Source organism: Pseudomonas sp. AC169, from assembly GCF_979258515.1.
The window spans coordinates 6,482,596-6,506,540 of the sequence record NZ_OZ409866.1 but is presented as its reverse complement, the minus strand read 5'-3'; the positions used below and the strand labels follow the sequence as shown (position 1 = coordinate 6,506,540).

At 59.6% G+C, this 23,945-nt stretch carries 29 protein-coding genes and 1 riboswitch; of the genes, 13 read left to right on the top strand and 16 right to left on the bottom strand.

Features of this window, described 5'->3' with window-relative positions; translation table 11 throughout:
* Positions 1 to 247 precede the first annotated feature (247 nt).
* The 3 genes from ACZZ0G_RS28965 (at position 248) to ACZZ0G_RS28955 (ending at position 3,966) form a co-directional block, all read left to right on the top strand.
* Entirely contained in the window at positions 248 to 1,645 is a 1,398-nt protein-coding gene (locus ACZZ0G_RS28965; RefSeq protein ID WP_463558584.1) for a cytochrome ubiquinol oxidase subunit I, read from the top strand.
* The gene (cydB, locus tag ACZZ0G_RS28960; RefSeq protein WP_463558583.1) at positions 1,635 to 2,645 is read left to right on the top strand and encodes a cytochrome d ubiquinol oxidase subunit II; all 1,011 of its coding nucleotides are present in this window, start codon (positions 1,635 to 1,637) and stop codon (positions 2,643 to 2,645) included. Before ACZZ0G_RS28965 ends, cydB begins: the two co-directional genes overlap by 11 nt.
* 94 nt (positions 2,646 to 2,739) lie before the next feature.
* Positions 2,740 to 3,966, top strand: coding sequence for a zinc-dependent alcohol dehydrogenase (locus tag ACZZ0G_RS28955; RefSeq protein WP_463558582.1), 1,227 nt, complete (start codon positions 2,740 to 2,742; stop codon positions 3,964 to 3,966).
* 60 nt (positions 3,967 to 4,026) lie between these two features.
* On the opposite strand, the gene ACZZ0G_RS28950 is transcribed toward ACZZ0G_RS28955, so the two are convergent.
* From ACZZ0G_RS28950 to ACZZ0G_RS28935, 4 genes are read right to left on the bottom strand one after another with little or no spacing between them, the layout of a single operon-like run.
* Positions 4,027 to 4,230, bottom strand: a complete 204-nt coding sequence (locus tag ACZZ0G_RS28950; RefSeq protein WP_016984840.1) for a PLD nuclease N-terminal domain-containing protein — start codon at positions 4,228 to 4,230, stop codon at positions 4,027 to 4,029.
* Between the two features lie 50 nt (positions 4,231 to 4,280).
* On the bottom strand, positions 4,281 to 5,201 hold the full coding sequence (locus ACZZ0G_RS28945; protein ID WP_463558581.1) for an ABC transporter substrate-binding protein: 921 nt from the start codon (positions 5,199 to 5,201) through the stop codon (positions 4,281 to 4,283).
* Positions 5,198 to 5,557 (bottom strand): (2Fe-2S) ferredoxin domain-containing protein, encoded by a 360-nt coding sequence (locus ACZZ0G_RS28940; RefSeq protein WP_463558580.1) that lies wholly within the window; start codon positions 5,555 to 5,557, stop codon positions 5,198 to 5,200. The genes ACZZ0G_RS28945 and ACZZ0G_RS28940 overlap by 4 nt, the downstream gene beginning before the upstream one ends.
* Positions 5,557 to 7,494 carry a TonB-dependent receptor plug domain-containing protein gene (locus tag ACZZ0G_RS28935; RefSeq protein ID WP_463558579.1) on the bottom strand — a complete coding sequence of 646 codons (1,938 nt, stop codon included), beginning with the start codon at positions 7,492 to 7,494 and terminating at the stop codon, positions 5,557 to 5,559. The genes ACZZ0G_RS28940 and ACZZ0G_RS28935 overlap by 1 nt, the downstream gene beginning before the upstream one ends.
* Before the next feature lie 92 nt (positions 7,495 to 7,586).
* A riboswitch (cobalamin riboswitch) is annotated at positions 7,587 to 7,792 on the bottom strand.
* A 245-nt stretch (positions 7,793 to 8,037) separates the two neighbouring features.
* Between ACZZ0G_RS28935 and ACZZ0G_RS28930 the strand changes: the two genes are divergently transcribed.
* The 4 genes from ACZZ0G_RS28930 (at position 8,038) to ACZZ0G_RS28915 (ending at position 11,457) form a co-directional block, all read left to right on the top strand.
* Complete coding sequence (locus ACZZ0G_RS28930; RefSeq protein ID WP_463396532.1) at positions 8,038 to 8,460, top strand: MerR family transcriptional regulator; 423 nt, start codon at positions 8,038 to 8,040, stop codon at positions 8,458 to 8,460.
* A 76-nt stretch (positions 8,461 to 8,536) separates the two neighbouring features.
* Positions 8,537 to 9,763 carry an NADH:flavin oxidoreductase/NADH oxidase family protein gene (locus ACZZ0G_RS28925; protein ID WP_463558578.1) on the top strand — a complete coding sequence of 409 codons (1,227 nt, stop codon included), beginning with the start codon at positions 8,537 to 8,539 and terminating at the stop codon, positions 9,761 to 9,763.
* A gap of 73 nt (positions 9,764 to 9,836) precedes the next feature.
* Positions 9,837 to 10,964 (top strand): saccharopine dehydrogenase family protein, encoded by a 1,128-nt coding sequence (locus tag ACZZ0G_RS28920; RefSeq protein ID WP_463558577.1) that lies wholly within the window; start codon positions 9,837 to 9,839, stop codon positions 10,962 to 10,964.
* 1 nt (position 10,965) lies between these two features.
* Positions 10,966 to 11,457, top strand: a complete 492-nt coding sequence (locus ACZZ0G_RS28915; protein WP_463558576.1) for a DUF2269 family protein — start codon at positions 10,966 to 10,968, stop codon at positions 11,455 to 11,457.
* On the opposite strand, the gene ACZZ0G_RS28910 is transcribed toward ACZZ0G_RS28915, so the two are convergent.
* A complete protein-coding gene (locus tag ACZZ0G_RS28910) occupies positions 11,441 to 11,908 on the bottom strand; it encodes a thiol-disulfide oxidoreductase DCC family protein (protein ID WP_463558575.1) in 468 nt (155 codons plus the stop codon). The genes ACZZ0G_RS28915 and ACZZ0G_RS28910 overlap by 17 nt on opposite strands.
* A 166-nt stretch (positions 11,909 to 12,074) precedes the next feature.
* On the opposite strand from ACZZ0G_RS28910, the gene ACZZ0G_RS28905 reads away from it, so the two are divergent.
* Positions 12,075 to 12,377: a hypothetical protein gene (locus ACZZ0G_RS28905; RefSeq protein WP_463558574.1), complete on the top strand. Its 303-nt coding sequence runs from the start codon at positions 12,075 to 12,077 to the stop codon at positions 12,375 to 12,377.
* 73 nt (positions 12,378 to 12,450) lie between these two features.
* Positions 12,451 to 12,873 carry a hypothetical protein gene (locus ACZZ0G_RS28900; RefSeq protein WP_463558573.1) on the top strand — a complete coding sequence of 141 codons (423 nt, stop codon included), beginning with the start codon at positions 12,451 to 12,453 and terminating at the stop codon, positions 12,871 to 12,873.
* A gap of 239 nt (positions 12,874 to 13,112) precedes the next feature.
* On the opposite strand, the gene ACZZ0G_RS28895 is transcribed toward ACZZ0G_RS28900, so the two are convergent.
* The 4 genes from ACZZ0G_RS28895 to ACZZ0G_RS28880 form a co-directional block, all read right to left on the bottom strand.
* On the bottom strand, positions 13,113 to 13,385 hold the full coding sequence (locus ACZZ0G_RS28895) for a hypothetical protein (protein ID WP_463558572.1): 273 nt from the start codon (positions 13,383 to 13,385) through the stop codon (positions 13,113 to 13,115).
* 177 nt (positions 13,386 to 13,562) lie between these two features.
* Positions 13,563 to 14,564: an acyltransferase family protein gene (locus ACZZ0G_RS28890; RefSeq protein ID WP_463558571.1), complete on the bottom strand. Its 1,002-nt coding sequence runs from the start codon at positions 14,562 to 14,564 to the stop codon at positions 13,563 to 13,565.
* 218 nt (positions 14,565 to 14,782) lie between these two features.
* Positions 14,783 to 15,001, bottom strand: coding sequence for a hypothetical protein (locus tag ACZZ0G_RS28885; protein ID WP_007916145.1), 219 nt, complete (start codon positions 14,999 to 15,001; stop codon positions 14,783 to 14,785).
* A gap of 225 nt (positions 15,002 to 15,226) precedes the next feature.
* A complete protein-coding gene (locus ACZZ0G_RS28880) occupies positions 15,227 to 15,589 on the bottom strand; it encodes a DUF6124 family protein (protein WP_463558570.1) in 363 nt (120 codons plus the stop codon).
* 492 nt (positions 15,590 to 16,081) lie between these two features.
* Here ACZZ0G_RS28880 and ACZZ0G_RS28875 point away from each other — a divergent pair, with 492 nt between their 5' ends.
* Complete coding sequence (locus ACZZ0G_RS28875; RefSeq protein WP_463558569.1) at positions 16,082 to 17,089, top strand: NAD(P)-dependent oxidoreductase; 1,008 nt, start codon at positions 16,082 to 16,084, stop codon at positions 17,087 to 17,089.
* Between the two features lie 81 nt (positions 17,090 to 17,170).
* Here the strand turns inward: ACZZ0G_RS28875 and ACZZ0G_RS28870 are convergent, their stop codons facing one another.
* Both ACZZ0G_RS28870 and ACZZ0G_RS28865 read right to left on the bottom strand, forming a co-directional pair.
* The gene (locus ACZZ0G_RS28870; protein ID WP_463558568.1) at positions 17,171 to 17,563 is read right to left on the bottom strand and encodes a GFA family protein; all 393 of its coding nucleotides are present in this window, start codon (positions 17,561 to 17,563) and stop codon (positions 17,171 to 17,173) included.
* 2 nt (positions 17,564 to 17,565) lie between these two features.
* Complete coding sequence (locus tag ACZZ0G_RS28865) at positions 17,566 to 17,814, bottom strand: DUF6555 family protein (protein ID WP_016984867.1); 249 nt, start codon at positions 17,812 to 17,814, stop codon at positions 17,566 to 17,568.
* Between the two features lie 195 nt (positions 17,815 to 18,009).
* Here ACZZ0G_RS28865 and ACZZ0G_RS28860 point away from each other — a divergent pair, with 195 nt between their 5' ends.
* The gene (locus tag ACZZ0G_RS28860) at positions 18,010 to 18,444 is read left to right on the top strand and encodes an HhH-GDP family DNA glycosylase (RefSeq protein ID WP_463558567.1); all 435 of its coding nucleotides are present in this window, start codon (positions 18,010 to 18,012) and stop codon (positions 18,442 to 18,444) included.
* A gap of 47 nt (positions 18,445 to 18,491) precedes the next feature.
* On the opposite strand, the gene ACZZ0G_RS28855 is transcribed toward ACZZ0G_RS28860, so the two are convergent.
* Positions 18,492 to 18,965, bottom strand: a complete 474-nt coding sequence (locus tag ACZZ0G_RS28855) for a short chain dehydrogenase (protein ID WP_463558566.1) — start codon at positions 18,963 to 18,965, stop codon at positions 18,492 to 18,494.
* Between ACZZ0G_RS28855 and ACZZ0G_RS28850 the strand changes: the two genes are divergently transcribed.
* The gene (locus ACZZ0G_RS28850; RefSeq protein WP_463558565.1) at positions 18,964 to 19,119 is read left to right on the top strand and encodes a hypothetical protein; all 156 of its coding nucleotides are present in this window, start codon (positions 18,964 to 18,966) and stop codon (positions 19,117 to 19,119) included. The genes ACZZ0G_RS28855 and ACZZ0G_RS28850 overlap by 2 nt on opposite strands.
* A 5-nt stretch (positions 19,120 to 19,124) precedes the next feature.
* Here ACZZ0G_RS28850 and ACZZ0G_RS28845 read toward each other — a convergent pair whose 3' ends face one another.
* The 4 genes from ACZZ0G_RS28845 to ACZZ0G_RS28830 all read right to left on the bottom strand — a co-directional run bounded on the left by ACZZ0G_RS28845 (position 19,125) and on the right by ACZZ0G_RS28830 (position 23,044).
* A complete protein-coding gene (locus ACZZ0G_RS28845; RefSeq protein ID WP_463558564.1) occupies positions 19,125 to 20,054 on the bottom strand; it encodes an MBL fold metallo-hydrolase in 930 nt (309 codons plus the stop codon).
* A gap of 55 nt (positions 20,055 to 20,109) precedes the next feature.
* Positions 20,110 to 21,312 carry an NAD(P)/FAD-dependent oxidoreductase gene (locus ACZZ0G_RS28840; RefSeq protein WP_463558563.1) on the bottom strand — a complete coding sequence of 401 codons (1,203 nt, stop codon included), beginning with the start codon at positions 21,310 to 21,312 and terminating at the stop codon, positions 20,110 to 20,112.
* Positions 21,313 to 21,531: 219 nt separating this feature from the next.
* The gene (locus ACZZ0G_RS28835) at positions 21,532 to 21,897 is read right to left on the bottom strand and encodes a response regulator transcription factor (protein WP_463558562.1); all 366 of its coding nucleotides are present in this window, start codon (positions 21,895 to 21,897) and stop codon (positions 21,532 to 21,534) included.
* 130 nt (positions 21,898 to 22,027) lie between these two features.
* Positions 22,028 to 23,044, bottom strand: coding sequence for a GlxA family transcriptional regulator (locus tag ACZZ0G_RS28830; protein ID WP_463558561.1), 1,017 nt, complete (start codon positions 23,042 to 23,044; stop codon positions 22,028 to 22,030).
* A gap of 201 nt (positions 23,045 to 23,245) precedes the next feature.
* Between ACZZ0G_RS28830 and ACZZ0G_RS28825 the strand changes: the two genes are divergently transcribed.
* Positions 23,246 to 23,917, top strand: a complete 672-nt coding sequence (locus ACZZ0G_RS28825; RefSeq protein WP_463558560.1) for a response regulator transcription factor — start codon at positions 23,246 to 23,248, stop codon at positions 23,915 to 23,917.
* The last annotated feature ends 28 nt before the right edge of the window (positions 23,918 to 23,945 follow it).

Here is a 23,945-nt window from a genome sequence, read left to right as displayed (position 1 = left end):
ATGCCAATTCATCGATCCGGAGAAATGTCGCTGCTTCAATGGCTTACAGCGCCTGAGGCAAACTGCCTTCGTGCAGCCTGCATGACCCGCGTCGTGCAAGCATTGCAGTTCACAGCCTCGGCTGAATTTGCATGCCGACGTAGCTGTCAAACGCGCATCCGAGTGCTGTTCGAGGTGGACGTCATGCTGAGCGAGAGGCTGATCTACGCAAAGGGTCAGAGGCCGTTTTCGTCACTGAGCAAATTGCATGGACGCCGTTGATTCCGCCCTGATGGCGGCGCGCGCGCAGTTCGCGATCACCATCAGTTTCCATATCGTGCTGGCGGCGTTCACCATCGGCCTGGCCAATTTTCTGCTGATCCTGGAAGCATTGTGGTTATGCAGCGGCCGTCAGGTCTATCTGGATGTCTATCGTTACTGGCTCAAGGTCTTTGCGCTCAACGTCGCGATCGGCGTCGCTTCCGGGCTGATTCTGGAATACCAGTTCGGGCTGAACTGGTCGCGACTTGCCGTGCAGGCCGGGGACATTCTCGGGCCGCTGATGTTTTACGAAGTGCTCGCGGCGTTTTTTCTTGAGGCAGGCTTTCTTGGCATCATGCTGTTCGGGCTGAAAAAGGTTGGCCCGCGTCTGCATTTCTTCGCGACTTGTGCGGTGGCGGCAGGGTCGCTGATGAGTGCGTTCTGGATCCTCTCGGCCAATTCCTGGATGCACACGCCGGCCGGCTATTCGATTGCCGCTGACGGGCGTTTCATTGCCGAGGATTGGTGGGCGATTATCTTCAACCCGTCGTTTCCTTATCGACTGGCACACATGACCCTGGCCGCGCTGCTCGGCACCGCAACTGTGCTGGCGGGCGCCGGCGCCTGGCAATTGTTGAAGGCGCCCGACAACCCGCGGGCACGCCTGCTGTTTTCCATGGCACTCTGGGCAATCGTTGTATTGATACCCGTGCAGATCGTGGCCGGCGACCTGCATGGTCAGCACAGCTTGAAAGTCCAGCCGCAAAAAGTCGCGGCCATCGAGGGCAGCTGGACACGCCCGCCGCAAGGTGCGGGCGAACCCTTGCGTCTGTTTGCGTGGCCGGACATGACCGAGCGGCGCAATCACTGGGAAGTCGCGATTCCACGTGTTGGCTCTTTGTATCTGAGTCACGATCTGAGTGGGACCATCAAGGCGCTGGATGAGTTCGCGCCGCAGGACATTCCGCCCGTGGCGCCGGTGTTCTTTGCGTTTCGTCTGATGGTCGGGTTGGGGCTGTTGATGCTGGGGCAAGGCTTGATCGGTCTGATTCTGCGACGGCGGAGACGTTTCTACATCGCTCGTCGCTGGTTGTGGGGCAATGTGCTGATGGCGCCGGCCGGTTTTCTGGCCATGCTCAGCGGCTGGACGGTCACCGAAGTCGGGCGCCAACCCTATACGGTCTATGGTCTGTTGCGCACGGCCGACAGTCTGTCCCCGGTCTCGCGTGAGCAAGTGCTCGGTTCGACCCTGCTGATTCTGCTGTTCTACTTGCTGGTTTTCGGCATCGGGCTCTGGGTGTTGCTGCGCATCCTGCGCGAGCCTGCCCATGAGAATCAGCCCGGACCGCAGCCGACGCTGGCCGATGAAACGGGGCACGCAGGGGATCGCTCGCATGGAAACTGACTGGATAACCCTGCTGTGCGCCGCCGCCCTGGGCTTCTCGGTGCTGAACTATGTGCTGCTCGACGGCACCGACCTCGGTGTCGGCGTGCTGATGGGGCTGACCCGTTGCCGCAACCAGCGCCGAGCCATGGCCGTGACGATTCTGCCGATCTGGGATGCCAACGAGACGTGGCTGGTGCTCGGCGGTGGCGGTTTGCTGGCGTTGTTCCCGCTGGCCTACGCGATTCTGCTGCCAGCGCTCTACCTGCCGTTCATTGTGATGTTTCTGGCGTTGATGCTCAGGGCAATGGCACTGGAATTCCGCGATTATTCACCCAGCCAACGCATCAAACGCTGGGTCGATGGCGCCTTGATGGGTGGCTCACTATTGACCGGCGCACTGCAAGGCGTGGTGCTGGGCACATTGATGCAGGGCGTGCCGCACGAGAGCGGGCAATACGTCGGTGATGGCAGTGAATGGCTGCGCTGGTTTCCGTGGTTTTGCGGGGTGGTGCTCGTGCTGGGCTACACGTGGCTGGGCGCCTGTTGGCTGTACTGGCGAACTGTCGATGAACTGCAACAGCGTTCCGCTCGGCAGGCAAAGGCACTGGCGGTGCTCACCGTAATGGCATTGATTGCACTGGTCATCTGCAGCGCAACGTTGCACGAACAATATGCACAACGATTGACTGACCCACGGGTGTGGGGCCCGGCGGCAGCGCTACTCTGCGCATGCCTGCTGGTTTTCTTTTTCGGGTTTGCCGGACGCTTTGACTTTCTGCCGTTGTTCGCGGCGCTGGGTGTCTTCGTGCTGGCCTTCGCGCTGATGCTGGTGGCGCTGTTTCCGCTGATCATTCCACCGGACCTGACCTTGAAGGCCGCAACGTCGAGCCCGAAAAGCCAGGTGTTCATGCTGATCGGATTTGCCGTGTTGATCCCGGTGACGCTGATCTACAACACGTTCGGCTTTCGGGTATTCAGCGGCAAGGTGCGCGTGAACGGCGATGACGGATCCCACTGATCCGATCTTGAAGAAAATCTCTGAACTCGTACTGAGGCGAACCTTCCCAATGTGAAGCAGCAGCCATTTCACTCATCAGTACGAGGACTTTGCCATGCGAGCCATGACCTACCACGGCGCCCACGACGTGCGAGTCGAAACAGTGCCTGACCCGAAACTCGAAGCCCCTGACGACATTATTCTGCGCGTCACGGCAACGGCTATTTGCGGGTCGGACCTGCACCTGTATCGGGGCAAGATTCCGACGGTCGAGCATGGCGATATCTTCGGCCATGAATTCATGGGCATTGTCGAGGAAACCGGGCCCGGCGTGACTGCTGTGCAGCGCGGTGACCGGGTGGTGATTCCGTTCGTGATCGCCTGCGGTGACTGTTTTTTCTGCCAGCAAGAGCTCTACGCAGCGTGCGAAACCACTAACAGCGGCGCCGGTGCGGCCATGAACAAGAAGCGCATACCACCGCCGGCCGCGCTGTTCGGCTACAGCCGGATGTATGGCGGCATTCCCGGTGGCCAAGCGGAGTTGGTGCGGGTGCCCAAGGCCAATACCGGCCCTTTCATCGTCCCCGGCACGCTGTCGGACGAGAAAGTCCTGTTTCTGTCCGACATTCTGCCGACCGCCTGGCAAGCGGTGCTCAATGCACAGATCGGTCAGGGATCGAGTGTGGCCATTTATGGCGCTGGCCCGGTGGGGCTGCTCAGCGCGGCGTGCGCGAAAATGCTCGGCGCCGAACGTATCTTCATGGTCGATCACCACCCGTATCGGCTCGAATACGCGCAACGCACCTATGGCGTGATACCGATCAACTTCGATGACGACGATGACCCGGCCGATACCATCATTCGCCAGACCCCGGGCAGTCGAGGCGTCGATGCAGTGATCGATGCGGTGGGGTTCGAAGCCAAGGGCAGCACCACCGAGACGATACTGGCTACGCTGAAACTCGAAGGCAGCAGCGGTAAGGCTTTGCGTCAATGCATTGCGGCGGTGCGGCGCGGCGGCGTGGTCAGCGTGCCAGGCGTCTATGCCGGATTCATCCATGGCTTTCTGTTCGGCGATGCTTTCGACAAAGGCCTGACTTTCAAAATGGGCCAGACCCATGTGCAGCGCTACTTGCCGGAACTGCTGGGTTACATCGAAACCGGCGCATTGCAACCCGACGCGATCATCACCCACCGCCTGTCCCTTGAGCAGGCCGCCGAGGGTTACAAGATTTTCGACAAGAAAGAAGAAAACTGCCGCAAGGTCATTCTGACCCCCGGCAGCAGCGATGTGCCGCTGGCGCAAATGGAAGAAATGCCGCCGTTGGTGCCCGTCAGTTGATCAACCTGAACAGCGGGGCAGTGCCAACGGCATGCCCCGCACCGCAGCAAATGAATAGGGTTACGACGCTGAATGCTGACGGACATGCTTGGGCCCCGCCAACGCCCAGGCAATCAAGCCGAACAACGGCACAAACACGATCAGTACGATCCACACGCCTTTATTGCTCGATTTCCCCTCGCTCTTGCGCACCCGATTGATGGCCCAGAGTTCGATTAGCAGAAGAACTGCCGCCAGTACGATCCACACGGTTTCGATTTGCATTGGCTACCTCCTGATGGTCTGTTCGTTAGGTGGCGTGTGGCGCGGCGGGTTCATTTATTTTTCTTCAGGGCATTGAGCTGGCGAGCCAGTTCGAGGGCCTCTCGACCACTGTTGAAGGTCGGCAGCAGGTGGGTGAAGGGGATGTCGATCATCCGGTTTTCGCGCACCGCGCGCAGTTGCGACAGCACCGGGTCTTTGCTCAGCAGATAGCGTTTGCGACTGGCGGGGGACCATTCGGCGTCGGCCAGCAGAATCACGTCGGGGTCGCTGGCCAGCAGTGTTTCGCGGTTGACGGTCACCCGATAAAGATTGATGTCGGCGAACACATTACGCGCACCGGCGGCGGCCAGTAGCGGGGTGACAAACCCGCGCTGACCTTCGCTGTCGAGGCCTTTGACCTCGCTGTCGAGATAGAACACTGACAGCGGTTTGTCCGCACCAGCCAAGGCTCGGGCGCTGGCGAGGTCGGCATCCATGGCCTCGCGCAACTGTCGCGCCTGGGCCTGTTTGTGCAGCAGTTTGCCCAGAGTCAGCAAGTCATTGCGCACATGCGCGAAGTAATCCAGCGAGTGCCCGTTGCAGGCCGATTCCAGTAGATACGAGCCCACGCCATTGCGCGCCAGCCCCGAGCGCGAGGTCACACCGTCGCCGAACGCCGTGGCAAAACCACCGATCACCAGATCCGGCTGCTGTGCGTAAAGCACTTCACTGGCCGGGTACTGCCGGGCGATCACCGGCACGCCGAAATACTCGGATGGTCGCTGTCCGGCAGCGGTGTCATCCAGGTAAGCCACGCCGACCAATGCAGGCCCCGCGCCCAGCGCCAGGACGATATCGGCGGCATGCTGATTGAGAGCGACGATGCGCGAAGGCTTCACGGCGTTCCATTGTTCGCTGCAATTGCGATAACTGTCGGCGAGTACGGGCAGTGAGCAGAGCAGGGCACCAAGCGCTGCCAGGATCGATCTCATGTCCGCGCCTTGATCAGCAGATCCGCAACAACTTCACCGCCGACCAGATGCCCTTCAACCAATCGCTGCACATCTTCCTTGCTGCGCACGCCATACCAGCAGCGCTCCGGATACACCGTGACAACCGGCCCCAGATTGCACGGAAACTGGCAGTGCGTGCGAGTCAGCAAGACGCCACCCGGCGTCTCGATGCGATCGTGTTCGAGCAAATGCCGGCGCAGGGTTTTCCATAACTGCAAGGCGCCGCGCTGGGTGCAGCGCGGGCCGGTACAGAGGAACACGTGGCGCGCATGCTCGGGCACGTGCGACCAGCCCGGGTGCGTGTCGACGCCGTCGATGGTTGTGATTTCGCTCATCAGAAACGGTACGTGTAGCGCACTTCGGAGGTGAACGGCCGGCCGAGGTTGTCGACGTTGCTTGAGCGGCTGGTGACGTAATCACGGTCGAAGAGGTTTTCCACCAGCAGACTTACGCGGTGCTGGTGGGCGTTGTCGAGATAGCGATAAGCATCGGCGTCGACCACTGAATAATTGCCGTACTCGACTTGCTTCGAGCTTTTGATATCGCGGATATAGCGGATCGCAGCGCCAGCGCCCCACAGACGGTTTTCCGATTCATAGCCCACCCGCGAACGGGCGAAGAAGCTCGGGATGTCGTTGATGGTCGCCCCCGTGCGCGATTCGGTGAGATTGCGGGTCATGTCCGCTTGCAGGCTCCATTGATCGTTGAGCGCCAGTTTGGCGTCAGCCTCGAAACCGCGCATACGCACCTGGCCTTCACCGTTGACCCACTGGATGTCATCGAGGGTGATCAGGTCGTCGATCTTGCGTTTGAACAGGGTCACGCTGGCGCTGAATTCGCGGTCGAGCAGGAAGCCTTTGTAGTCGACACCCAGCTCCGCGTTGCGGCTTTTTTCCGGCTTCAGGTTGCGATTGCCGATCTCGTCGCCCGGTTCGTTGACGAACAATTGCTCGGCGTTCGGCAGTTTGTAGGCGCTGCCGTATTGGCCGCGCACCGACCAGTTATCGTTGAGGTCATACAGCGAAGTGAGCATGCCGACCGTGGCGCTGTCACCGCCGCTCATGGCCTCGTGGCGCAAGCCGATACTCGGGTGCCAGTCGGGCAGGGCGTCGATCTGCGGGCGCAGTTGCGTGTAGAACGCGTGGGCTTCGGCCTTGTCGTTGTCGATGATCAGCACATCGTCCTGGCCCTTGAACCATTGGTTGTCGGTACCGAACACCAGCATATGGCCGCCGGGCAACTCGGCTTTGCCTTCGGCCTGCACGCCCCAGTCGGTGAAACCCCAGTAATCATTGTGGTTGATGACTTTGGTGCCGCCGCCCTCGACGTTGTTGACGCGGGTGTAGCGCGTGTCCCAGTCGTTGATGTGGCCTTTGACGAAGTAGCTCAGGCGCTCGTTGACGGTCTGCTCGAAAGTCGCCGTGGCGATCTGCTGTACACGATCGTTGGTGGTTTTGTGGTTGTCGACCGGGCGGGCGAAATCGAGGTTGGCGTCGGCGTATTGGTAGAACAGTTCCAGCCGCGCATCGTCGCCGAAGGACTGGATCGCCTTTCCGCCGAACGTGGTGACTTCGTACGCACGGTTCTTCCCGGACTCGTTTTTCATGTCGCGGTTGCGATACGGCTGATAGCCGTCGGAGACGTTGTGGCTGACGTACGCCAGCAAACCCAGGTCGCCAAACCCGTTAGTGAAGATATTCTCGACCCGCGCATCCTCGGTGGTACCGCCAAAGCTGTCGACGCCCAGATTCACTTCGCCGGCGGCTTTGCGCGACTGCGGGCTGCGGGTGACGATGTTGATCACGCCGGAAACGGCCTGAGTGCCGAACAATAGACTCTGGCCACCCTTGAGCACTTCGATGCGTTCAATGGCGTTGGCCGGCAGCGTGTCCAGATAGAGGCCGCCGTACAGACGATTGTTCAGGCGCACGCCGTCGAGCAGGATCAGCGTATCGTCGTTGCGCCCACCGAGCAGCGAATAAGTGCCGTAGTCGAAGGGACCGTTTTTCGGTGCTACATACAGACCGGGAATGAACATCTGCATGACGCGGCTGACATCGGCGCTGGGGCCGGCGCGCTCGATCTGCTCGCGGGTAACGATCTCGACCTTGCTGCCGAACTTCGCCATATCAGCGACGGTGGTGGACTCCACCGACGGTGCAGAAACGATTTGTTGATTGAGTTCCAGTGGCGCGTCATCGGCCAGCAGCAGCGGGCTGAACAGGCAGCCGAACAGAAGGGTTGGAGCAGAAGTGTTGAAAGGTCGAATCATTGTCTTCTCGAAAAGGATCTTCGCAGAAGAGCATGCAGGAGAAGGCATCGCGCACAGCCAATACCGGCCCATGCCCGCCCACCGCAGGATTTTGCCAAACAGCAATTCAGGCCGGTCTCCGGGCTCGCGCGTATCGAGGCTTTCACCTTCCCATGGTCGTCTGGCCACAGTGGTGTATCGAAAGCATCACGCGCATACCGTTGCGGGGGCAGCACCGGACTTGTTCGAAAAGAACGTACCGGTTTCCCGTTTCACCCCATGCACGGCGGCATGGGACACCTGAAACTGGGCGGCATCTGAACATTCGGATGACCGTTCGTCAACTTGCATGCGTGCGTACTCCTCTAACCACTGTGGGAGCGAGCTTGCTCGCGAAGGCGTAGTGTCAATCAACAATGATGTAACTGACCCGGCCTCTTCGCGTGCAAGCTCGCTCCCACAGGATCTCTGCTCTGCATTAAAAACAGGTCGAGGTCGCACTTGGTCGTTTGATAGGTGAAGGTTTAAAGTTCACTTCAAGTTCAATTACGGCTCAGGTCAATCATGAAAATCGGTGAACTGGCAAAAATCAGCGGCCTGGCAGCTTCGCGCATCCGCTTCTATGAGGCGAGCGGCCTGATCAACTCGGTCGGGCGCAAGGCTAACGGCTATCGCGATTACGCCCCGGAAACCGAGTGGATTCTGCAGATCATCACCGGTGCACAGTCGGCGGGGTTTTCCCTGGAGGAAATTCGCCAGTTGCTGCCGGTGAATGCGCAGGACTGGCAGCACGAAGGGATGCTGGTCGGGCTCAAGCGCAAGGTCGAGGAAATCGAAGTGCTCCAGCAACGCCTCGCGCACAACAAGGCGCAACTGCTGCGCGTCATCCATGGCATCGAGAGCAAACCGGCGGACGTCGGCTGTGCGGACAACGCGCAGTTGTTGATCAATCAGATGCGCGAGGAGAAGGCGGCGCAGCTCAAGTAACCGCCTCGTAAAAAGCTCTTGACCTTAAAGTTGGCTTTAATCTTATGGTTGTTGCACGCCCAAACGAGGATTCCTCATGAACGTGTTCGACAGCCTGTTGCTTCCCAACGGTTCAACCCTCAAAAACCGCATCGCCAAAGCCGCCATGGAAGAAAACATGGCCGACGCCGATCAGGCGCCCTCTGAACAACTGATGCGCCTGTATCAAGCCTGGGCCGACGGCGGTGCCGGTCTGCTGATCACCGGCAACGTCATGGTCGATGGCCGTGCGATGACCGGGCCGGGCGGCGTGGTGCTGCAGGATGACCGGCAATTGGCCAAGTTCAAGCGTTGGGCGCAGGTCGGTCGGTCCGGTGGTGCGCAGTTCTGGTTGCAGATCAACCATCCCGGTCGACAAATGCAGGCCAATCTCGGGCAGAAAACCTGGGCGCCGTCGGCGGTTCCGCTGAGCATGGGCAGCCTGTCCAAACACTTCACCACGCCCCACGCGATGACCGCCAGTGTGATCGCAGAGGTCGTTCAGCGTTTCGCCCGCAGCGCGCAACTCGGCGAGCAGGCCGGGTTCACTGGCGTGGAAATCCACGCCGCCCATGGCTATCTGTTGAGTCAGTTTCTGTCGCCGCTGACCAATCAGCGCAAGGACCAGTGGGGCGGCTCGCCGGAGAACCGCGCGCGGCTGTTGCTGGACATCGTCAAGGCTGTACGGGCGCTGGTTTCTGCGCAGTTTGCAGTGGCGGTGAAACTCAATTCCGCCGACTTTCAGCGCGGTGGGTTCAGCGCCGATGACGCGCGACAAGTCGTCGAATGGCTCAACAATCTGGGGGTGGATCTGGTTGAATTGTCCGGCGGCAGCTACGAAGCCCCGGCGATGCAGGGCGAAGCGCGGGACGGGCGCACCCTGGGGCGTGAGGCGTACTTCGTCGAGTTCGCCCAAGACATTCAGAAAGTCGCACGGATGCCCGTGATGGTCACCGGTGGCGTGCGCCGCCGGCCGATCGCTGAAATGGTCGTTAACAGTGGCATGGACATGGTCGGCATCGGCACCGCGCTGGCCATCGATCCGAACCTGCCGCGTGACTGGCTGCTGGGCAAGGACAGTGCCCCCGAGCTGCCACCGATCACCTGGAAGAACAAGGCCATGGTGTCGCTGGCCAACATGGCGGTGGTCAAGTTCCAGTTGCGCAAACTCAGTCAGGCGCGAAAGCCCGATCCGCGCGTGTCACCGCTGCGCGCGTTGATCATGCAGCAAATCGGCAATGCCTTGCGGACGCGCCAGTACCGCAAATGGGTGGCGAACAACTGATCTGAATGGCTTGCTGACGTTCGGCCCTATATCCTGCACGCCTGTGTGATGGAACGACTTAGGGAAGAATTGCATGCCGTTCAGGGTGATGGTGGTCGGTGGTTACGGAAATTTCGGCAGTATCGTCTGTCGGCACCTGGCGTTGATGCCGGAGATCGGCCTGGTACTCTCCGGCCGTGATCCGCAGAAATTGCAGCGCAAAGTCGATGAACTGAATGGTCAATCGGGCAATGTCTGCGAAGGCTGGTGCGGCGACGCCATGGGCGCCGAGTTCAAAGACGCGTTGCGAGCGTTGAACATTCAATTGGTCGTGCATACCGGCGGGCCGTTTCAGGGGCAATCCTATGCGGTCGCCGAAAGCTGCATCGCCGCCGGCGTGAACTATTGTGATCTGGCTGACTGCCGCACCTTCGTCAACGGTATCCACGTACTCGACGCGAGAGCGAAGCAGGCCGGCGTGGCGATCCTCAGTGGTTGCAGCTCGGTGCCGACGCTGTCATCGGCGATCATCGATGAGCAGCGCCAACGCTTTTCCCGCATCGACTCGATCGAACACGGCATTTCCTCCTCGGCAAAAATGCCCGGGCTGTCGACCATCGAGGGCGTGCTCGCTTACGCCGGCAAACCGATCAAGCAACTCAAGAACGGCAAAGTGCATGAAGTCTCGGGCTGGCTGGACCTGACCTTGCGCAAAATGCCGCAGATGGGCACGCGGCTGCTAGCCAATGTCGATGTGCCGGACATGGATATTTTCGCCGGCCGTTATGGCGCGCAGACCCTGAAGTTCAAGGCAGGCGCCGGGCTTAAACTCGGCGGCATCGCCAACGGTCTGCTGGCTCAGGCGCTGAAGGTCGGGCTGGTGCGCGACCATGCCCTGTGGGCAGCAAGACTGCATCGCCTCGGCCTGCGTTTCGAGCGTTTCGGCGATGGCAAAAGTGCGATGTACATCGATGTTCAAGGCCTGGGCGTTGACGGCAAACCGCTGTCGATGACCGCGCAACTCACCGCCCTGAACGACAAAGGCCCGGAAATCCCCAGCTGCGCCGCCGTGGCACTGGCCACGAAAATGGCCTCAGGCTACGTGCCATCCGCCGGCGCCCGACCGTGCGTGGGCGAAATCAGCGTCGCCGAATACATGGCCGCGATCAACGACCCGGCCAACCTGAGCCTGGCCGTGAACTTCTCGGACGGGCAGCGCTGACATGCTCTACCTGTGCCTGAAATACTTGCACATCATCGCCGCGATCTTCCTGTTCGGTTTCGGCATGGGCTCCTACCTCTACCTGATCGCCGCCAGCCGCACGCGCAACCCGCAAGTGATTGCCCACGTCGCGCGCATGGTCGTGGGCTTCGACACTTGGATCACCACACCGGCGGGCTTTGTGCAGATCATCACGGGGTATCTGTTGATGCGACTTTCCGGGCTGAGCATGAGCACGGAGTGGGTGCTGACCTCGTTGATCATCTTCTTCTGCGTCGGCGCGCTGTGGTTGCCGGTGTTGATTCTGCAGAAGCGGCTGTGCGTGATGGCGGCGAGTGCGAGCGAGGTGGGCGCGGCGCTTGATGAGCAGTATCAAGCGGTTTACCGGAAATGGTTCTGGATGGGCGTGATGGGTTTCGCCGGGATGTTTGTCATCGTGCTGATGATGGTGACGAAGATGACACCTGTGCAGCTGTTCAGCTTTCTGGTGTAGCTGCAGTGGCTTTCAGGAATCGCTGTTCGTGATCTGGAGTGGGTAGCAGGCAGGTGTCGTATTTGCCGAACAGCCGATAGCGGTTCAATGCGATACGGTCGTAGGCCCAGTCGCGCAGGACTCGGGGGAAGATGCGCAGCAGTCGCAACGGCTGCCAGCGGGCGGGTAATTGGCTGATAACTTCGAAGAAAGCGTCGGAACGTTCCCAGTAGTGTTGGTCGCGGATGACGGCCATGGTGTCGAATTGATCGATGGGCAGGCCGGCCCATGCCAGAAGCGCCTGTCCTTCGGGGGATTGCACGGCGGCCAAGCGCACGCGATGTTGGTGGTCGTGGCGGATGAGAAAACGTGCCCAGCCGTTGCAGAGTTTGCAGACACCGTCGAACAGGACCACGGATTCGCCGGGGTTGAGTAGCGGGGCGGCGGTTGGGCGGGTTTTCGGGGTGGTCATGGGTTGGGTTCGGGAGAGGCTGGATTGTTGCGATCATAGCCTTAGGAAGCGCTTTGCGCGAATGCGCCATATTCGGCGATCATCGGACGCCTCAACGCTCAGGCACTCTGCGAGAGAGCGCAGATCAACTACAGTTTCCCTGACCTGTCTTTAAGGAAGTTCGTCTATGTCAGTGGATCAAGATCGTTTCTCTCGCGCTTTCAGTTTTCTTCTCAACAACGGCATTGAGTTGTTTCCGGTGAAAATCAAGCGTAGGGATACCGGCGTCGTTGCTTTTCGCATATCAAAAGGGGGAACTGCTGGAAATACATTGGAGGCAGGTGAGGAAGTTGATGAAGAGACAATGATTCATAAGGTCTTGAAACTTGGTTATGCGGTCCGCTGTTCTTCGGTCGATGGAAGTACCAAAGGTTTGTACAAACCAAATGAAAGATCAGTATGCGAGGTCCGTCGGAAAACAGTGCCTTAAATTAGGCAGTTTTACAGCTCGGCCACATTTAGACACATGGCTAGTTCCCTATAAAATGCAAGGAAACTTCGAAATGGAGATCAATCAGTTGGAACAGATCATTGCGTCTGCCCAAGGCGCAATAGCTGCGAGAAGACGTCTTGCACAGCTCATAAATTGTAGCGCGTCCACATCAATCCAACCTGGTTCGGCAAAGAATTCGGAGGCGCTCGCAGAAGCCTATGAGTCCGACCTATTTCAGTATGTGCACGGCACTCCCACGCTTCCCGAAGATAACCGACTCAAACGATTGCTCAAAGACGTTGAGCGATTGAACTTCTGGCAGGCGCATGACTGTTATGTGGGAGCGCGTACTCCTGACGGCGAATGGAAATTTTCTGATTCTGATGGCAATTCTTGCGAGGGCGCGAGCCTGCGTGAGGCGCTTGACCAGCTCATGGTTATCCAACCAGATTTGCGTGGTCAGATGAGTGACGATGATGCTTGGGAAGGTTGATTTGATATTAAGGGAGACAAACTTTTCGACGGTAAGCCAAGGCAGGTTGATCGCGAAAGTTGGTGACAAAGCAAGCACTTCATGAGCGCAGGGGGGCAGCAGTATCCGGCGCGGTCAAGCTCGGACTGTTCTTCAGGGACAGGTCTCATCCAGGAATGTGATCTGTCCCTTGTCGATGTCGACCCAGCCAGAGTTTTTTGCAGCAGATCGGAAATCTAGAAGGTTTGCGTTGGTGAAGGCTAATTAACGGCTGGCAGAAATCCACGCTGCTCCATGCGGATCTGCAGTGAAAGGGGATGAACGCGATAAGTGCCTTCAGATACGCGCATAGTGAAGTGATTATAGGATGGGCTATGAGTGCCAGTTTCAATTTCTGAGTTTGATAGAAAACAGCCCGTGGTTGTGGCGTTGTCCTGAGCAAAATAATCCATGAACTCCTTACGGGTAACGATAATTCCATTACCGAGTTGGCCATCGATGATTGCATCCAAAAAGCGGCTGCGCAGAGTCATGTTTAATCCTTAAGAAATGTGAAGTCGAAAATTTCGGGAAAACCAGTATTAATGCCACATCAGTGGCGGTTCGGCTCAAAGCAGGATGTGTGAACAGGATTGCAGGGGCCGAGTGAAGTCAGATAGATGTTCTGCTGCCGTTGACGCTTCGCAAATGTAGTCTGTCTCCTGTCGACGTCAAATAGCTGCTTTACCCCCGCGAACTTCGTCCACTCGATCCTTCGCCCCCGCCCGCAGCGCATGCCGAAGTCTCAAGGCCGGCCGCTCGACGCAGTAGTACGAAACGCCACTCAGCAAGAACGACAGCAGCAACACCGTTACCACCTTGGGCCAATCGAATGAAGTGATCGGCCAAAGCCCGTGCAGGAAGTAGATCACCACGAAGTGATTGAGGAACACGCCGTAGCTGATGTTCCCCAGGAACTCGTCGGCCTTATGGAACTTGAGTTTCGTCAACAGGTACACAGCGGGAATCCCCAGTGCGATACCCGCGGTCACTTCGGCGTTGAACGGTCGGCGCTCGATCCATCCCGCCATGATCGCCACAAAGGTCAATGTCGCCGCCACGGCGGTTCCTGCGGTGATTGCCAATCCCTTCGCCTGCGGTTTATAGAGGTAGCTGCCGCACAGGAACATGAACAGCACACCTGGCAATAATCGGTAGCCGTAAAAATCGCTGTTGATGAGTCCAAGGCATGCGGCAATGAAGACGGCTGCGGACAAGGCGAAGGCTGCGCCTCGCGCCCGGTAGATGATCAGGAACGGGATCACCAGGTAGAAGCACATCTCGAGTCCGAGCGACCAGGCAGCAGGCAAAATCCCTGAACCGGTCGCGCCGAACATGTAGAAGCCGAGGGGCACGATGGCCAGGCTTGCGGCGATGTTTTTGAAGGTCAGTTCAGCTGCTTGCGGCGTGCCGGGCAGCAGAAAATAGATCACCGCACAAGAAACGACGAAGTAGAACAGGAATTGCGGATAAAGGCGCAACGCCCGGTCCAGGTAGAACAGGCCGACTTTCTCGGGCGCCTTGTAGTTGCGCTCGATCAGTGAAGTCATCACGAAACCACTGATGAGCAGGAAGGAAATCACGGCAACCACACCCGGGTTGAATCCCATGAACATCTTGCCCATATGTGAAACAGCGACCAGAACCGCCAACAGCAGACGAAAAGCTCCCACTTCTATCCCCGAACGACCTTGTAGTTATGGTGGGTAAATTACGATGGTTTGTGGGGGGATGACAGGTTTTTTTCTGCGCTCGGGGCTAGGGAATGGCGGGAATTTCAGGATTTCGGAGAATGCGGGATTTATGCGAGCCATTCGCAGTGGGCGAGAGCGCTCGGCACGGAACCAAGCGCTCAGGGTAGGCGGGGCACTTACGGCTCCGCCCTGACGTTTCAGCCTTTGTTTGCGTTCAGCTTGCGCAGTTCTTCGTAGGTCGCCGACTGGACGAACCAGAAGCCGGAAATGATGCACCAGCACAGGGTGCCGGCCACGAAGATACCCAGCGCCGGGAGGAACCCGCTGGTGAAAATCGCGACGATAGCGACCAGCCAGATGAACGCCAGGGAGAGATAGAGGACGGTGTTGTTGACGCTGATGACGAAGTCTTTCACGGGGGCATATTCCTTGCGGGATGTAGAAAAATTCCCCCTCTCCGGGGGCGGACGCATGCTATCACATTGCCTTCATGATTCAAGCAAGAGGAACTCATTGCCGGGTGGAATGAGGACAGATTTATTTATCAGGCAGGCCGGTCGCTTCTGGCTGAAAGCAGACGCCCAATGCAATCTTGATCCCTTTGTGACAGCAGCCTGTCCGCCGCCACAAAGGGATTCCCCTCAATCCACCGGCACAACCTTATCCAGCGCTTGATTCACCGCCAACTCCCCCAGCATCACCACTTGTGCAATCCCCAGCGCAGTTTTGCGGTGGCCTGGGCCCAGGAGGGCGGCGAAGTTGTGGAGCATTTCGGTGGCTGAGCTGAGGGACTCGCTGGCGTTAACGAGCAGGGACTCGCTGTTGCAGTCGGAATTGGCCAGGAACATGGGCGCGTGTTTTTTGTCGCTGCCGATGATGCGTTGGGTTGGGGTGAGGAAGTAATCGAGGGCGCGTTCGGCGGCTTCGTGGAATTTCTTTGAGTCGGGTGATTCGTAGGGGGAGGCCGGATCTGCTTCCGGCGGGTTAGGCGTTACTTTGAACATTTTCTTCTTTTTCCTGTTGTGTGGCCGCCGCACCTAGCTACTAAACAAGGGGTGGCAGCTGTACGCAGGTTAGTAGACCGGGGAAAAGAAGAAAGCCGGCGCGCCCGAGGGCGCCCTACGCACAGCCGCCATCAAGTGCAGGTACGTGAATACCTTTTGACGGACGCTTGTGCACTTTCATTTACCACGGGCTACTAAACCCGATCACTGGGAATCAGTGACGCGAACCAAGTTACCGGTGGCCCTTGAGGCGCACAAGCCGGCGGATTCTGGCGTAGTCGTAGGCAATGGCGCAAGGCGTTGTAGCCTGAAGCAGGTAACGCGACGTGTCTTTTAAACAACCACGAAAAACGCCTAAACACGCCTCATCAACACGCCGTTCAAAATGACATTCGTCGGCCCGCCTTACAGCTCAGGCAATTGACTGGAACCCTGACCACAGGCCACGCACCAACACTTGGTTGCAACCCAAAAAGACGAGGAGGGATACCCATGTCAGTTCATCCAATTCTGTTTCTGGGCGGCTCCGGCGCCATTGGCCACCGTTCTGCCAAAGCCTTGCGCGCTGCCCATCCCGACGTACCTTTATTGATCGGCGGCCGTGACCTGGCCAAGGCGCAACAAGCTGCCGAGGAAATGGGCGGGGCGCAGGGCGTGGTCATTGATCCTGCCGCTGATGACCTCGGGCTGGGCGATCGCCCGGTCAGTGCCGTGGCGGTTTTCTACATGGACCATTCCCTTGCCGGCCTGCGTTTTGCACAGCAGCGCAAGGTGCCGCACTTGAGCATTTCCTCCGGCGTGTTCGAGATTGCGCCGCAAATCGCCAGTTACATCCATCGCCCTGACGCGGCGCCCATCGTGCTGGGTTACGAGTGGATGGTGGGCGCGACGACGGTGGCGACGCTGCACCTTGCCGAGGCCTTTGCCCGGGTGCACGACATCCGCATCGATGCTTTGGTCGACGAGGAGGATGGCGGCGGGCCGACCGTGGCCAAGGATTTTGAACACCTGAACAGGATGCTGCCCGCCGCCCTGACTCGGCGCGACGGGGAATACATCTGGCGCGAAGGGGAGGACAAGAACGTTAGCTTCCGCGCGCTGGACGGCACTTCGATGCAAGCCAGCGGTTTCTCGTCCATCGACGTCACAGGGCTGGCGGCCGCTACCGATGCGCCGAATGTTCAGTTCAATCTCGCCAGTGGCGTCAGTTCTTCGCGGCGCGCGGGTCGGCCGATGTCGACCGAGATTCTTATCGAAATGCTTGGCGAGGATCGTAACGGGCGACCATTGCACACCCGGCACGCACTCGTTCATCCGGCAGGTGCGGCGGCGCTGACGGGTTTGAGCATTGCCATGCTGCTGGAGCGATTGCTCGGGCTCGATGGCCGAGCGCCGACGCGGGGAGGTCTTTATTTCCCTTATCAGTTGCTCGACGCCGGTGCGTATCTGGAGCGCCTGAGCAAAGAGGGGGGTGAATTGCTTGAGCTGAAAGTGCAATAAGTCAGGCTTCCTTCCGTAGTGTCGGTTTTGCTTATTGAACCGCTGGCGAGCCTTGATGCGCTCGCCAGCGGCCATTTCTCTTCACGGCGACTGCCAAGGCCCGCCATCCGCCACCGGCACCTCGCCCAGATCATACGGGTTGACCCCTTCAAGACAGCCAACATTGAAGCCGAACTCATGCGGATTGGTACTGCGTCTGTGATGGGTGTAGATGCCGCAATTACCGCAAAAGAAATGCTCGGCCACCTGCTGGCCAAAGCTGTACTTCAACAATGCGGATTTTCCTCGGATCACTTTCAGGTCAGCCCCCGGCACCGCTGCGACAATCGCGCCCCGGCGTTTGCAGAACGAGCAGTCGCACCGGTGCGGCGTGGGCAGGCCGTCGGGCAGGTGGATTTCGAGGATCACCGCGCCGCAATGGCAACTGGCGCGATGGTCGCGGCGGATGGGCGTGGTGCCAATCTGTTTGAGCATGATCAAGCCTCCATCCAGTCCACCGTTGCCGTTTCGCGCCATTTCACCTCGGTGATGCCGAACCGCTCGGCCTGGGGTTTGGAGATGACTTTCAACGGTGGTTTGCCGGGTTTGGGAATGGGTGCAATGCCGGCGTCGCAACTCGCCCAATGCCATGCGTCAGCGTTGCGCATGGTTTTTGCGCGAATGACGAATGACTTTGGCTGGCCGTGAAGTTTGTATTCGATGACGAAGATGTCGACGTTGCTCATGAGTTCCTCCTTACGCTCATACGCAAATGAGTTTTGCCGACAAAAAAAATTCAAAGGATTTTCGCGGTTTGTTTCAGGCTGCTGACAAACGCTTTGCTTTGAACGGTTGGAACCGGCGGCGGCCTAAAGATCAAGCGTCTGCCAAGCACACACGCGGACGAAAATACCCCACGATTTCAGCCCCGGAGATAACCGGTGAACAAGACGATCAGCGCCGAGGATTTGAATATTCATTTCAAGCACAACGATGACGCTGCACTGTTTAGGTGGCTGCTTGCCAGTTTCTTGATGGGCAAGCGGATACAGGCCGAAATCGCTGCCGAAGCCTATCGGGTGATCGCTGATAAACACGGTCGCGATACACCGTGCAAACTGGCTGCGTGCAGCCATCGTGAGCTGGTCGCGATGCTCGGGGAGGCGCATTACGTGCGTTATGACGAGACCACCGCCGTACGCCTTCACGCCTTGGCCCGCAAGTTAAACGACGAGTATGCGGGCAAGGTCAGCCATATGGTCGAGGTCAGCGCTGATCGCCAGGCCTTTGAAAAGCGCCTCGCAGAATTCGACGGCATCGGTCCGAAAACCGTGGAAATCTTCATGCGCGAAGCAGGTGCTGTGATCAGCCTTTGAGCGCGGGCCGTGACAAGAGAGCGGCCACCACCCGCGTCGTGCAAAGGCTACCTGACTCGACGACCCGAACGATTGATCGCCAACAGGCACAGCCCGACCAGCAATGCAGCACCTGCAACCAGAAGCGCCGAAGGTTGCATCGGCTGGCGCAAGCCTGCTGCATGCCGCTGCGATATTGCCAGTGGTCGGGTTGCAATGGTCGCTTCGTCAAGCGCCTGGAGTGGCGTAACGGCTTCGGCCTGAAACGGCATTTCCTCTATGCTCAGACGCAGGCCGTCTGTCAGCTCCAGTGTCCGCGCGGTGATCGTGCCGACGATTCTGTCCGGATACACCGGTTCGCCATTGGGATCGAGTTGGTCATACAAGAAGTTCTGCCCTTCGAGCCAGCCCACGGCCGTTTGCAACTCGGGGCCCAGGTAATACTTGCCGTCGAGGAAAAATCCAGAAAATTGCGGCGCGCGCTCGACGCTTTCAATGCGATAACGCTCACCCGGTTTCATACCGGTTTCAGGGGCAATCATGGCCAATCCCTCCGTTGTAGGTTCAGCGGTAGAGAACAAGGATCGACTGTCGTTCCATGTAACGGAGCAATGGTCGCGGTTGTCCCCGAACGGACCGGTAAAAGGCGAATACGACTTCGCCCGGCCAAGGCCGGGCGAAGCGATGTTTCGCTAGCTGAATCAGTAATCCCAGATCGCCGGAATCCAGCGGAACGCTTCACCATTCACGGCAACCCGACCGACCGACGGAAAGGGCAGGTGCGTGGCGACAAACAGTTCGCCACTGGCGGCGGCCTCCTGCAGCAAGCGCACGCGTACGCGCACCGCTTCATCGGGGTCGTGCTCGAAGCCGTTGTGCCAGTCCGGGTGGTCGAAGGCCACCGGGAACAGGGCGTCGCCAGCGAAGGTCAAGCGTTCTTCGCCGGAGGTCACGTAGACCACGCAATGGCCCGGGGTGTGGCCACCGGTGATTTTGGCGACTACGCCGGGGGCGACTTCGAACGCGTCTTCGAAGATGCGCAGCTTGCTTTGGTACTGCTGGATGAACGCGTTGGCGGTGGAGCGCAGCACGTCCGGTACCGGTGCGGGCATGTCGGTGCAGGTGAAGTCCGGCGATGTCCAGAAGTCGACCTCGGTGGCGGTGACGTGGATGCGCACGTCATCGCGCAGACGGTTTTTCACCGAGTCGACGAGCAGGCCGCCGACGTGGTCCATGTGCATGTGGGTGATGACGATATCGGTGACGTCCGCAAGGTCGATCCCGGCGGCCGTGAGGCGTTTGGGAAACTGCCCGGCGCGGGGAAAACCGGGGAACTGGCCGCCGAGGCCCGCGTCGACGAGGATCACCTGCGTGCCGCTGCGCACCACCAGCACGTTGAGTGCCCAGTCGAACGCGTCGGGGCCGAGATACATCTCTTTGAACCACTCAGCGCGGTCGGCGGGATCGGCGTTGGTCGACATGGTCTGGGTCGGCAGCGGCAGGACGCCGTCGCTGATTACCATCACGTCGATGTCACCGAGGCGCAGCGCGTAGCGCGACGGCACCAGTTCTTCGGTCGGGGTTTGCCGGGTGGCGCTGCTGGCGGTGAAGGATTCCAGGTGCATGGTCATGGTGCTCTCCTTTTTATCGGGCAAGACATCGGTTCTTGGGCGCTTGGGGCGCAGATCAGGCCACCGGAATCGCTGGGTCGGCAGCGGCCAGAGCGGCGCTACGCTCAGCGACCGGCGGGTAGATCCACACGCTGTTGATTTGCGTCTTCAGTTCCTTGGCTTCGTCTTTCACCAGTTTCAGCTGGCGATCCCAACCTTCGGTGTACACCGCGCCCCAGGCACCCAGGTCGAGGCAGGTGACGTACTTCGGCTGACGGTAAGTGGTCGGCGCCACGCCAAGCAGATCGGCGACGGCGTTGTTGCCGGCATGACGACCGAGGCTGATGGCGTGCTGGCAGGACATCACCGAAAAGTTGCCGACGTCATCGGTGGCGGCGCGGGCGACATCGCCAGCGGCGAACACGTGTTCAAGGCCCTGCACTTTGAGGTTGCCGTCGACGTGCAGACGACCTTGGCCATCGCGCTCGGCATTGAGCTGTTCTGTCAGTGGGCTGGCGCGGAAACCGACGGTCCAGATCACCGTGTTGCTCTCGATGTGCCGGCCGTCGGCGAGGGTGACGCCGTTGGCATCCACGGCGGCGACCGTGGCGTCGACGATCCACTCGATACCCAGTTCTTTGGAGGCCTCGATGATGGACGGGCGGATGCCGTCGCCCATGGTCGCGGCGATGTCTTTGCTGCGGTCGACGATGATCACCCGAACGTCTTGATCGTCACCGAGAATGGCGCGCAGACGGCTCGGCATTTCGGTCGCCGTTTCGATCCCGGTGAAGCCACCACCGGCGATCACTACGGTATTGCGTGCGGCGCTGACAGGCTGGCTTGCCAGCGAGTGGAGGTGACGCTCCAGGCGTGCCGACGATTCGATCTGGTCGACGTCGAACGCATGTTCTTTCAGGCCGGGCACCGGCGGACGCGCCAGTTGGCTGCCGCTGGCCAGCACCAGGCGATCATAAGTCAGCTCACCGGGGCGGCCGGCTTCATCGCGATAACCGACACGCCGCGCCTGGCCGTCGATGCTTTCGGCGGTACCTTTGACGAACCGCACACCCACGGCAGCGAACAGTTCATTCAGCGGCGCGTACATGCTTTGAACATTGGGTTCGTAGAAACGCGGACGGATGCGCAGTTCGGCTTGCGGGGCGAGCAGTGTGATTTCCACATCGTTGCGGTCATGCATATCCAGCAAACGCGCGGCGCTCAATGTGCTCCACAGCCCGCCGAACCCTGCACCGATCACCAATAATTGCTGTTTCATAATGTGCTCCCTGACGCTGATGGTTGGTTAGATCCGAGTCGTTTTCGACTCTGGCGTGACGATCACTGGCCGCTGCAAAACCGCTTGCTGAACTGTCTGGCGCTTAATCGCTCGCTGTCGAAAGCAATGCTAGGGCGTGGGCGTTGCGGGCGCAGTTGTCCATCGGTGTGCATGGATTACGCATGGGTCGAAGGGAGGTATACGAAGGTATCGAACACGCTACCGGGCAAGATTCAGGGCCGTGTCGATGTGACTGAGCAGAATTTCCGGGGCGCAGGGTTTGGCCAGGCAAGCGATGACGCCGGGCGCGCGGGTGTGCATGTCATCGGGATGGGCGGTGACGAAAATCACCGGAATGCGCCATCCTTGCGCGCATAACTCTTTATACAGTTGGGTGCCGCTGATGCCGGGCATCTGGATATCGGAGATCAGGCAATGCGTCTGCGCCGGACCGCCTGACTCAAGGAACGCCTGCGCGCCCGGATAGCTGAGGACCCGATAACCGCTGGCGCGCAACAAGCTTTCCAGCGCACTGCGAATGGCCTCGTCGTCGTCAACCACGGCAATGACAAGCTGCTGTTGCATAGGGCTCCCTGGCCGGATGGGCACGCATGGCGACTCCTGTCGTTCTTGCACCATACGCCGTCGGCAGCGGCGCAGAACTATACCTAGGTATAGTCGGTCGGGACCCTTTGCTCGTCAGCGGATATTCGCATCAGCCTGCGCGACTGAAACGGCTGCGGTAGTCGCGCGGCGAAATCGACAGGTGACGCTGGAAGCAGGCGCGCAAACGCTCTTCATCACCGAAGCCGCAGAGGCGCGCGACCTTGTCGATGTTGTGCGGCGAGTTCTCCAGCAAACGCTTGGCCGCTTCGAGGCGGAACACTTCGATGGCTTTGGACGGCGTGCGGCCGGTGCTGTGTTTGTAGACCCGGGTGAAATTGCGCAGGCTCATTTTCGCCTGTTCAGCGAGGCGCTCCACGGTCAGCTTCGGATCGTCGAGGTGATCGATCAGCCACAGGTGCAAGGAGTCGAACAACGGGCTGTCCTGCACCTGTGCTTGCAACAGCGTGCTGTATTGCGCCTGACCACCGGGGCGCTTGAGGTAAACCACCAATTCGCGGGCGACCTGCAACGCCACCTCACGGCCGCAATCAGCCTCGACCAGCGCCAAGGCCAGATCGATACCGGCCGTGACGCCTGCCGATGTCCAGACTGCGCCCTGCTGGATGAAGATCGCATCGGCATCCACATCGATCGTCGGAAAGCGCTCGCGCAGGGTGTCGCACATGGCCCAATGCGTGGCGGCGCGGCAGCCGTCGAGCAAACCGGCCTGAGCCAACAGAAATGCGCCGCTGCACACCGAGACCACTCGCCGCGCGGTAGGGGCGTTGTGCCGCAGCCACGTGGTGAGTTCGGCGTGCTCGTCGAGGGTCTGGCAGATATCGGGCGCACCGGGCACGACGAGGGTGTCCAGTGCGGTGATGTCCTGGTCACGCAGCGCACGGGTATCCACGGCCAGACCTTCGACGGTATTGACCAGCCCCCCTTCAAGGCTGGCGGTGTGCAACTGATAGCCCGGTTGGTCACGCTCGGCCAAGGCTTTGCTCGCGGCCCAGAACACCGTTTGCGCGCCACTGAGGTCGAGCAAGCTCATGCGCGGGTAGGCAATAAACACCACATCGCGCGGCGGGTGCGTAGCGGTGAAGGACTGTCGGGAAGCGCTGGACATCGGGATCGTGCCTGTGCGAACGGCTGAAAAGGGACGGTGGCGGCATGGCCGATTTTCAGGGGTTTCTGGCCTGTCGGCAATGCGCACCGGCTGCTAGCCTGCTGCGCGACCGTTTGGCTGGCCTGTGGCTGCGTTTGCCATCATGAACTAGATTTAATCACCTGCACATCGCACGCGTTGCGATCTCGCCGAGGACACACGATGACCCTGTGGTCGCATTCCAGCCCCAGCGCAACCCCGCCCGCGTTGAGGGAACCGGTGGTTTATGTGGTCGACGACGACGCCTCCATGCGTCAGGCCCTCGACGGTTTGCTGCGCTCGATCGGTCTGCAGGTGCAGACATTCGAAACCTCCCAGGATTTTCTGGCTTCGGCCAAACGCGACGTGCCCGGTTGTCTGGTGCTCGATGTGCGCTTGCGCGGTGAAAGCGGCCTGACCTTTCAGGAACAGATGGAAAAAAACGGCCTGCGCACGCCCATTGTGTTCATGACCGGACACGGTGATATCGCCATGTCCGTCAAAGCGATGAAGGCCGGCGCGGTGGACTTTCTGGCCAAGCCTTTCCGTGATCAGGACATGCTCGATGCGGTGGCCAGTGCCCTGGCCCGCGACAGTGCGCGACTGCTCGCCGAACAGTCCGGCGCGGCCCTGCGATTGGCTTACGAGACGCTGACCCTGCGTGAGCGCGAGGTGCTCGGTTTCGTCATCGGCGGGTTGATGAACAAGCAGATCGCCGCGCAACTCAACCTCAGCGAAGTGACGGTGAAAGTCCATCGCGGTCAGGTCATGCGGAAAATGGCAGCACGTTCGGTTGCGGATCTGGTACGTATCGCCGAATCGCTGGGCATCGAGCCGACGCGGCGGACCCGTTGAGCTGAATCAGTCCCGGGCACTCACCGCT

Bases quoted from the DNA above. Each gene is read 5' to 3' on its own strand.
- ACZZ0G_RS28965 (WP_463558584.1), top strand. From the start codon at position 248: ATGGACGCCGTTGATTCCGCCCTGATGGCGGCGCGCGCGCAGTTCGCG.
- cydB (WP_463558583.1), top strand. From the start codon at position 1,635: ATGGAAACTGACTGGATAACCCTGCTGTGCGCCGCCGCCCTGGGCTTC.
- ACZZ0G_RS28955 (WP_463558582.1), top strand. From the start codon at position 2,740: ATGCGAGCCATGACCTACCACGGCGCCCACGACGTGCGAGTCGAAACA.
- ACZZ0G_RS28950 (WP_016984840.1), bottom strand. From the start codon at position 4,230: ATGCAAATCGAAACCGTGTGGATCGTACTGGCGGCAGTTCTTCTGCTA.
- ACZZ0G_RS28945 (WP_463558581.1), bottom strand. From the start codon at position 5,201: ATGAGATCGATCCTGGCAGCGCTTGGTGCCCTGCTCTGCTCACTGCCC.
- ACZZ0G_RS28940 (WP_463558580.1), bottom strand. From the start codon at position 5,557: ATGAGCGAAATCACAACCATCGACGGCGTCGACACGCACCCGGGCTGG.
- ACZZ0G_RS28935 (WP_463558579.1), bottom strand. From the start codon at position 7,494: ATGATTCGACCTTTCAACACTTCTGCTCCAACCCTTCTGTTCGGCTGC.
- ACZZ0G_RS28930 (WP_463396532.1), top strand. From the start codon at position 8,038: ATGAAAATCGGTGAACTGGCAAAAATCAGCGGCCTGGCAGCTTCGCGC.
- ACZZ0G_RS28925 (WP_463558578.1), top strand. From the start codon at position 8,537: ATGAACGTGTTCGACAGCCTGTTGCTTCCCAACGGTTCAACCCTCAAA.
- ACZZ0G_RS28920 (WP_463558577.1), top strand. From the start codon at position 9,837: ATGCCGTTCAGGGTGATGGTGGTCGGTGGTTACGGAAATTTCGGCAGT.
- ACZZ0G_RS28915 (WP_463558576.1), top strand. From the start codon at position 10,966: ATGCTCTACCTGTGCCTGAAATACTTGCACATCATCGCCGCGATCTTC.
- ACZZ0G_RS28910 (WP_463558575.1), bottom strand. From the start codon at position 11,908: ATGACCACCCCGAAAACCCGCCCAACCGCCGCCCCGCTACTCAACCCC.
- ACZZ0G_RS28905 (WP_463558574.1), top strand. From the start codon at position 12,075: ATGTCAGTGGATCAAGATCGTTTCTCTCGCGCTTTCAGTTTTCTTCTC.
- ACZZ0G_RS28900 (WP_463558573.1), top strand. From the start codon at position 12,451: ATGGAGATCAATCAGTTGGAACAGATCATTGCGTCTGCCCAAGGCGCA.
- ACZZ0G_RS28895 (WP_463558572.1), bottom strand. From the start codon at position 13,385: ATGACTCTGCGCAGCCGCTTTTTGGATGCAATCATCGATGGCCAACTC.
- ACZZ0G_RS28880 (WP_463558570.1), bottom strand. From the start codon at position 15,589: ATGTTCAAAGTAACGCCTAACCCGCCGGAAGCAGATCCGGCCTCCCCC.
- ACZZ0G_RS28875 (WP_463558569.1), top strand. From the start codon at position 16,082: ATGTCAGTTCATCCAATTCTGTTTCTGGGCGGCTCCGGCGCCATTGGC.
- ACZZ0G_RS28870 (WP_463558568.1), bottom strand. From the start codon at position 17,563: ATGCTCAAACAGATTGGCACCACGCCCATCCGCCGCGACCATCGCGCC.
- ACZZ0G_RS28865 (WP_016984867.1), bottom strand. From the start codon at position 17,814: ATGAGCAACGTCGACATCTTCGTCATCGAATACAAACTTCACGGCCAG.
- ACZZ0G_RS28850 (WP_463558565.1), top strand. From the start codon at position 18,964: ATGGCCAATCCCTCCGTTGTAGGTTCAGCGGTAGAGAACAAGGATCGA.
- ACZZ0G_RS28855 (WP_463558566.1), bottom strand. From the start codon at position 18,965: ATGATTGCCCCTGAAACCGGTATGAAACCGGGTGAGCGTTATCGCATT.
- ACZZ0G_RS28845 (WP_463558564.1), bottom strand. From the start codon at position 20,054: ATGACCATGCACCTGGAATCCTTCACCGCCAGCAGCGCCACCCGGCAA.
- ACZZ0G_RS28840 (WP_463558563.1), bottom strand. From the start codon at position 21,312: ATGAAACAGCAATTATTGGTGATCGGTGCAGGGTTCGGCGGGCTGTGG.
- ACZZ0G_RS28835 (WP_463558562.1), bottom strand. From the start codon at position 21,897: ATGCAACAGCAGCTTGTCATTGCCGTGGTTGACGACGACGAGGCCATT.
- ACZZ0G_RS28830 (WP_463558561.1), bottom strand. From the start codon at position 23,044: ATGTCCAGCGCTTCCCGACAGTCCTTCACCGCTACGCACCCGCCGCGC.
- ACZZ0G_RS28825 (WP_463558560.1), top strand. From the start codon at position 23,246: ATGACCCTGTGGTCGCATTCCAGCCCCAGCGCAACCCCGCCCGCGTTG.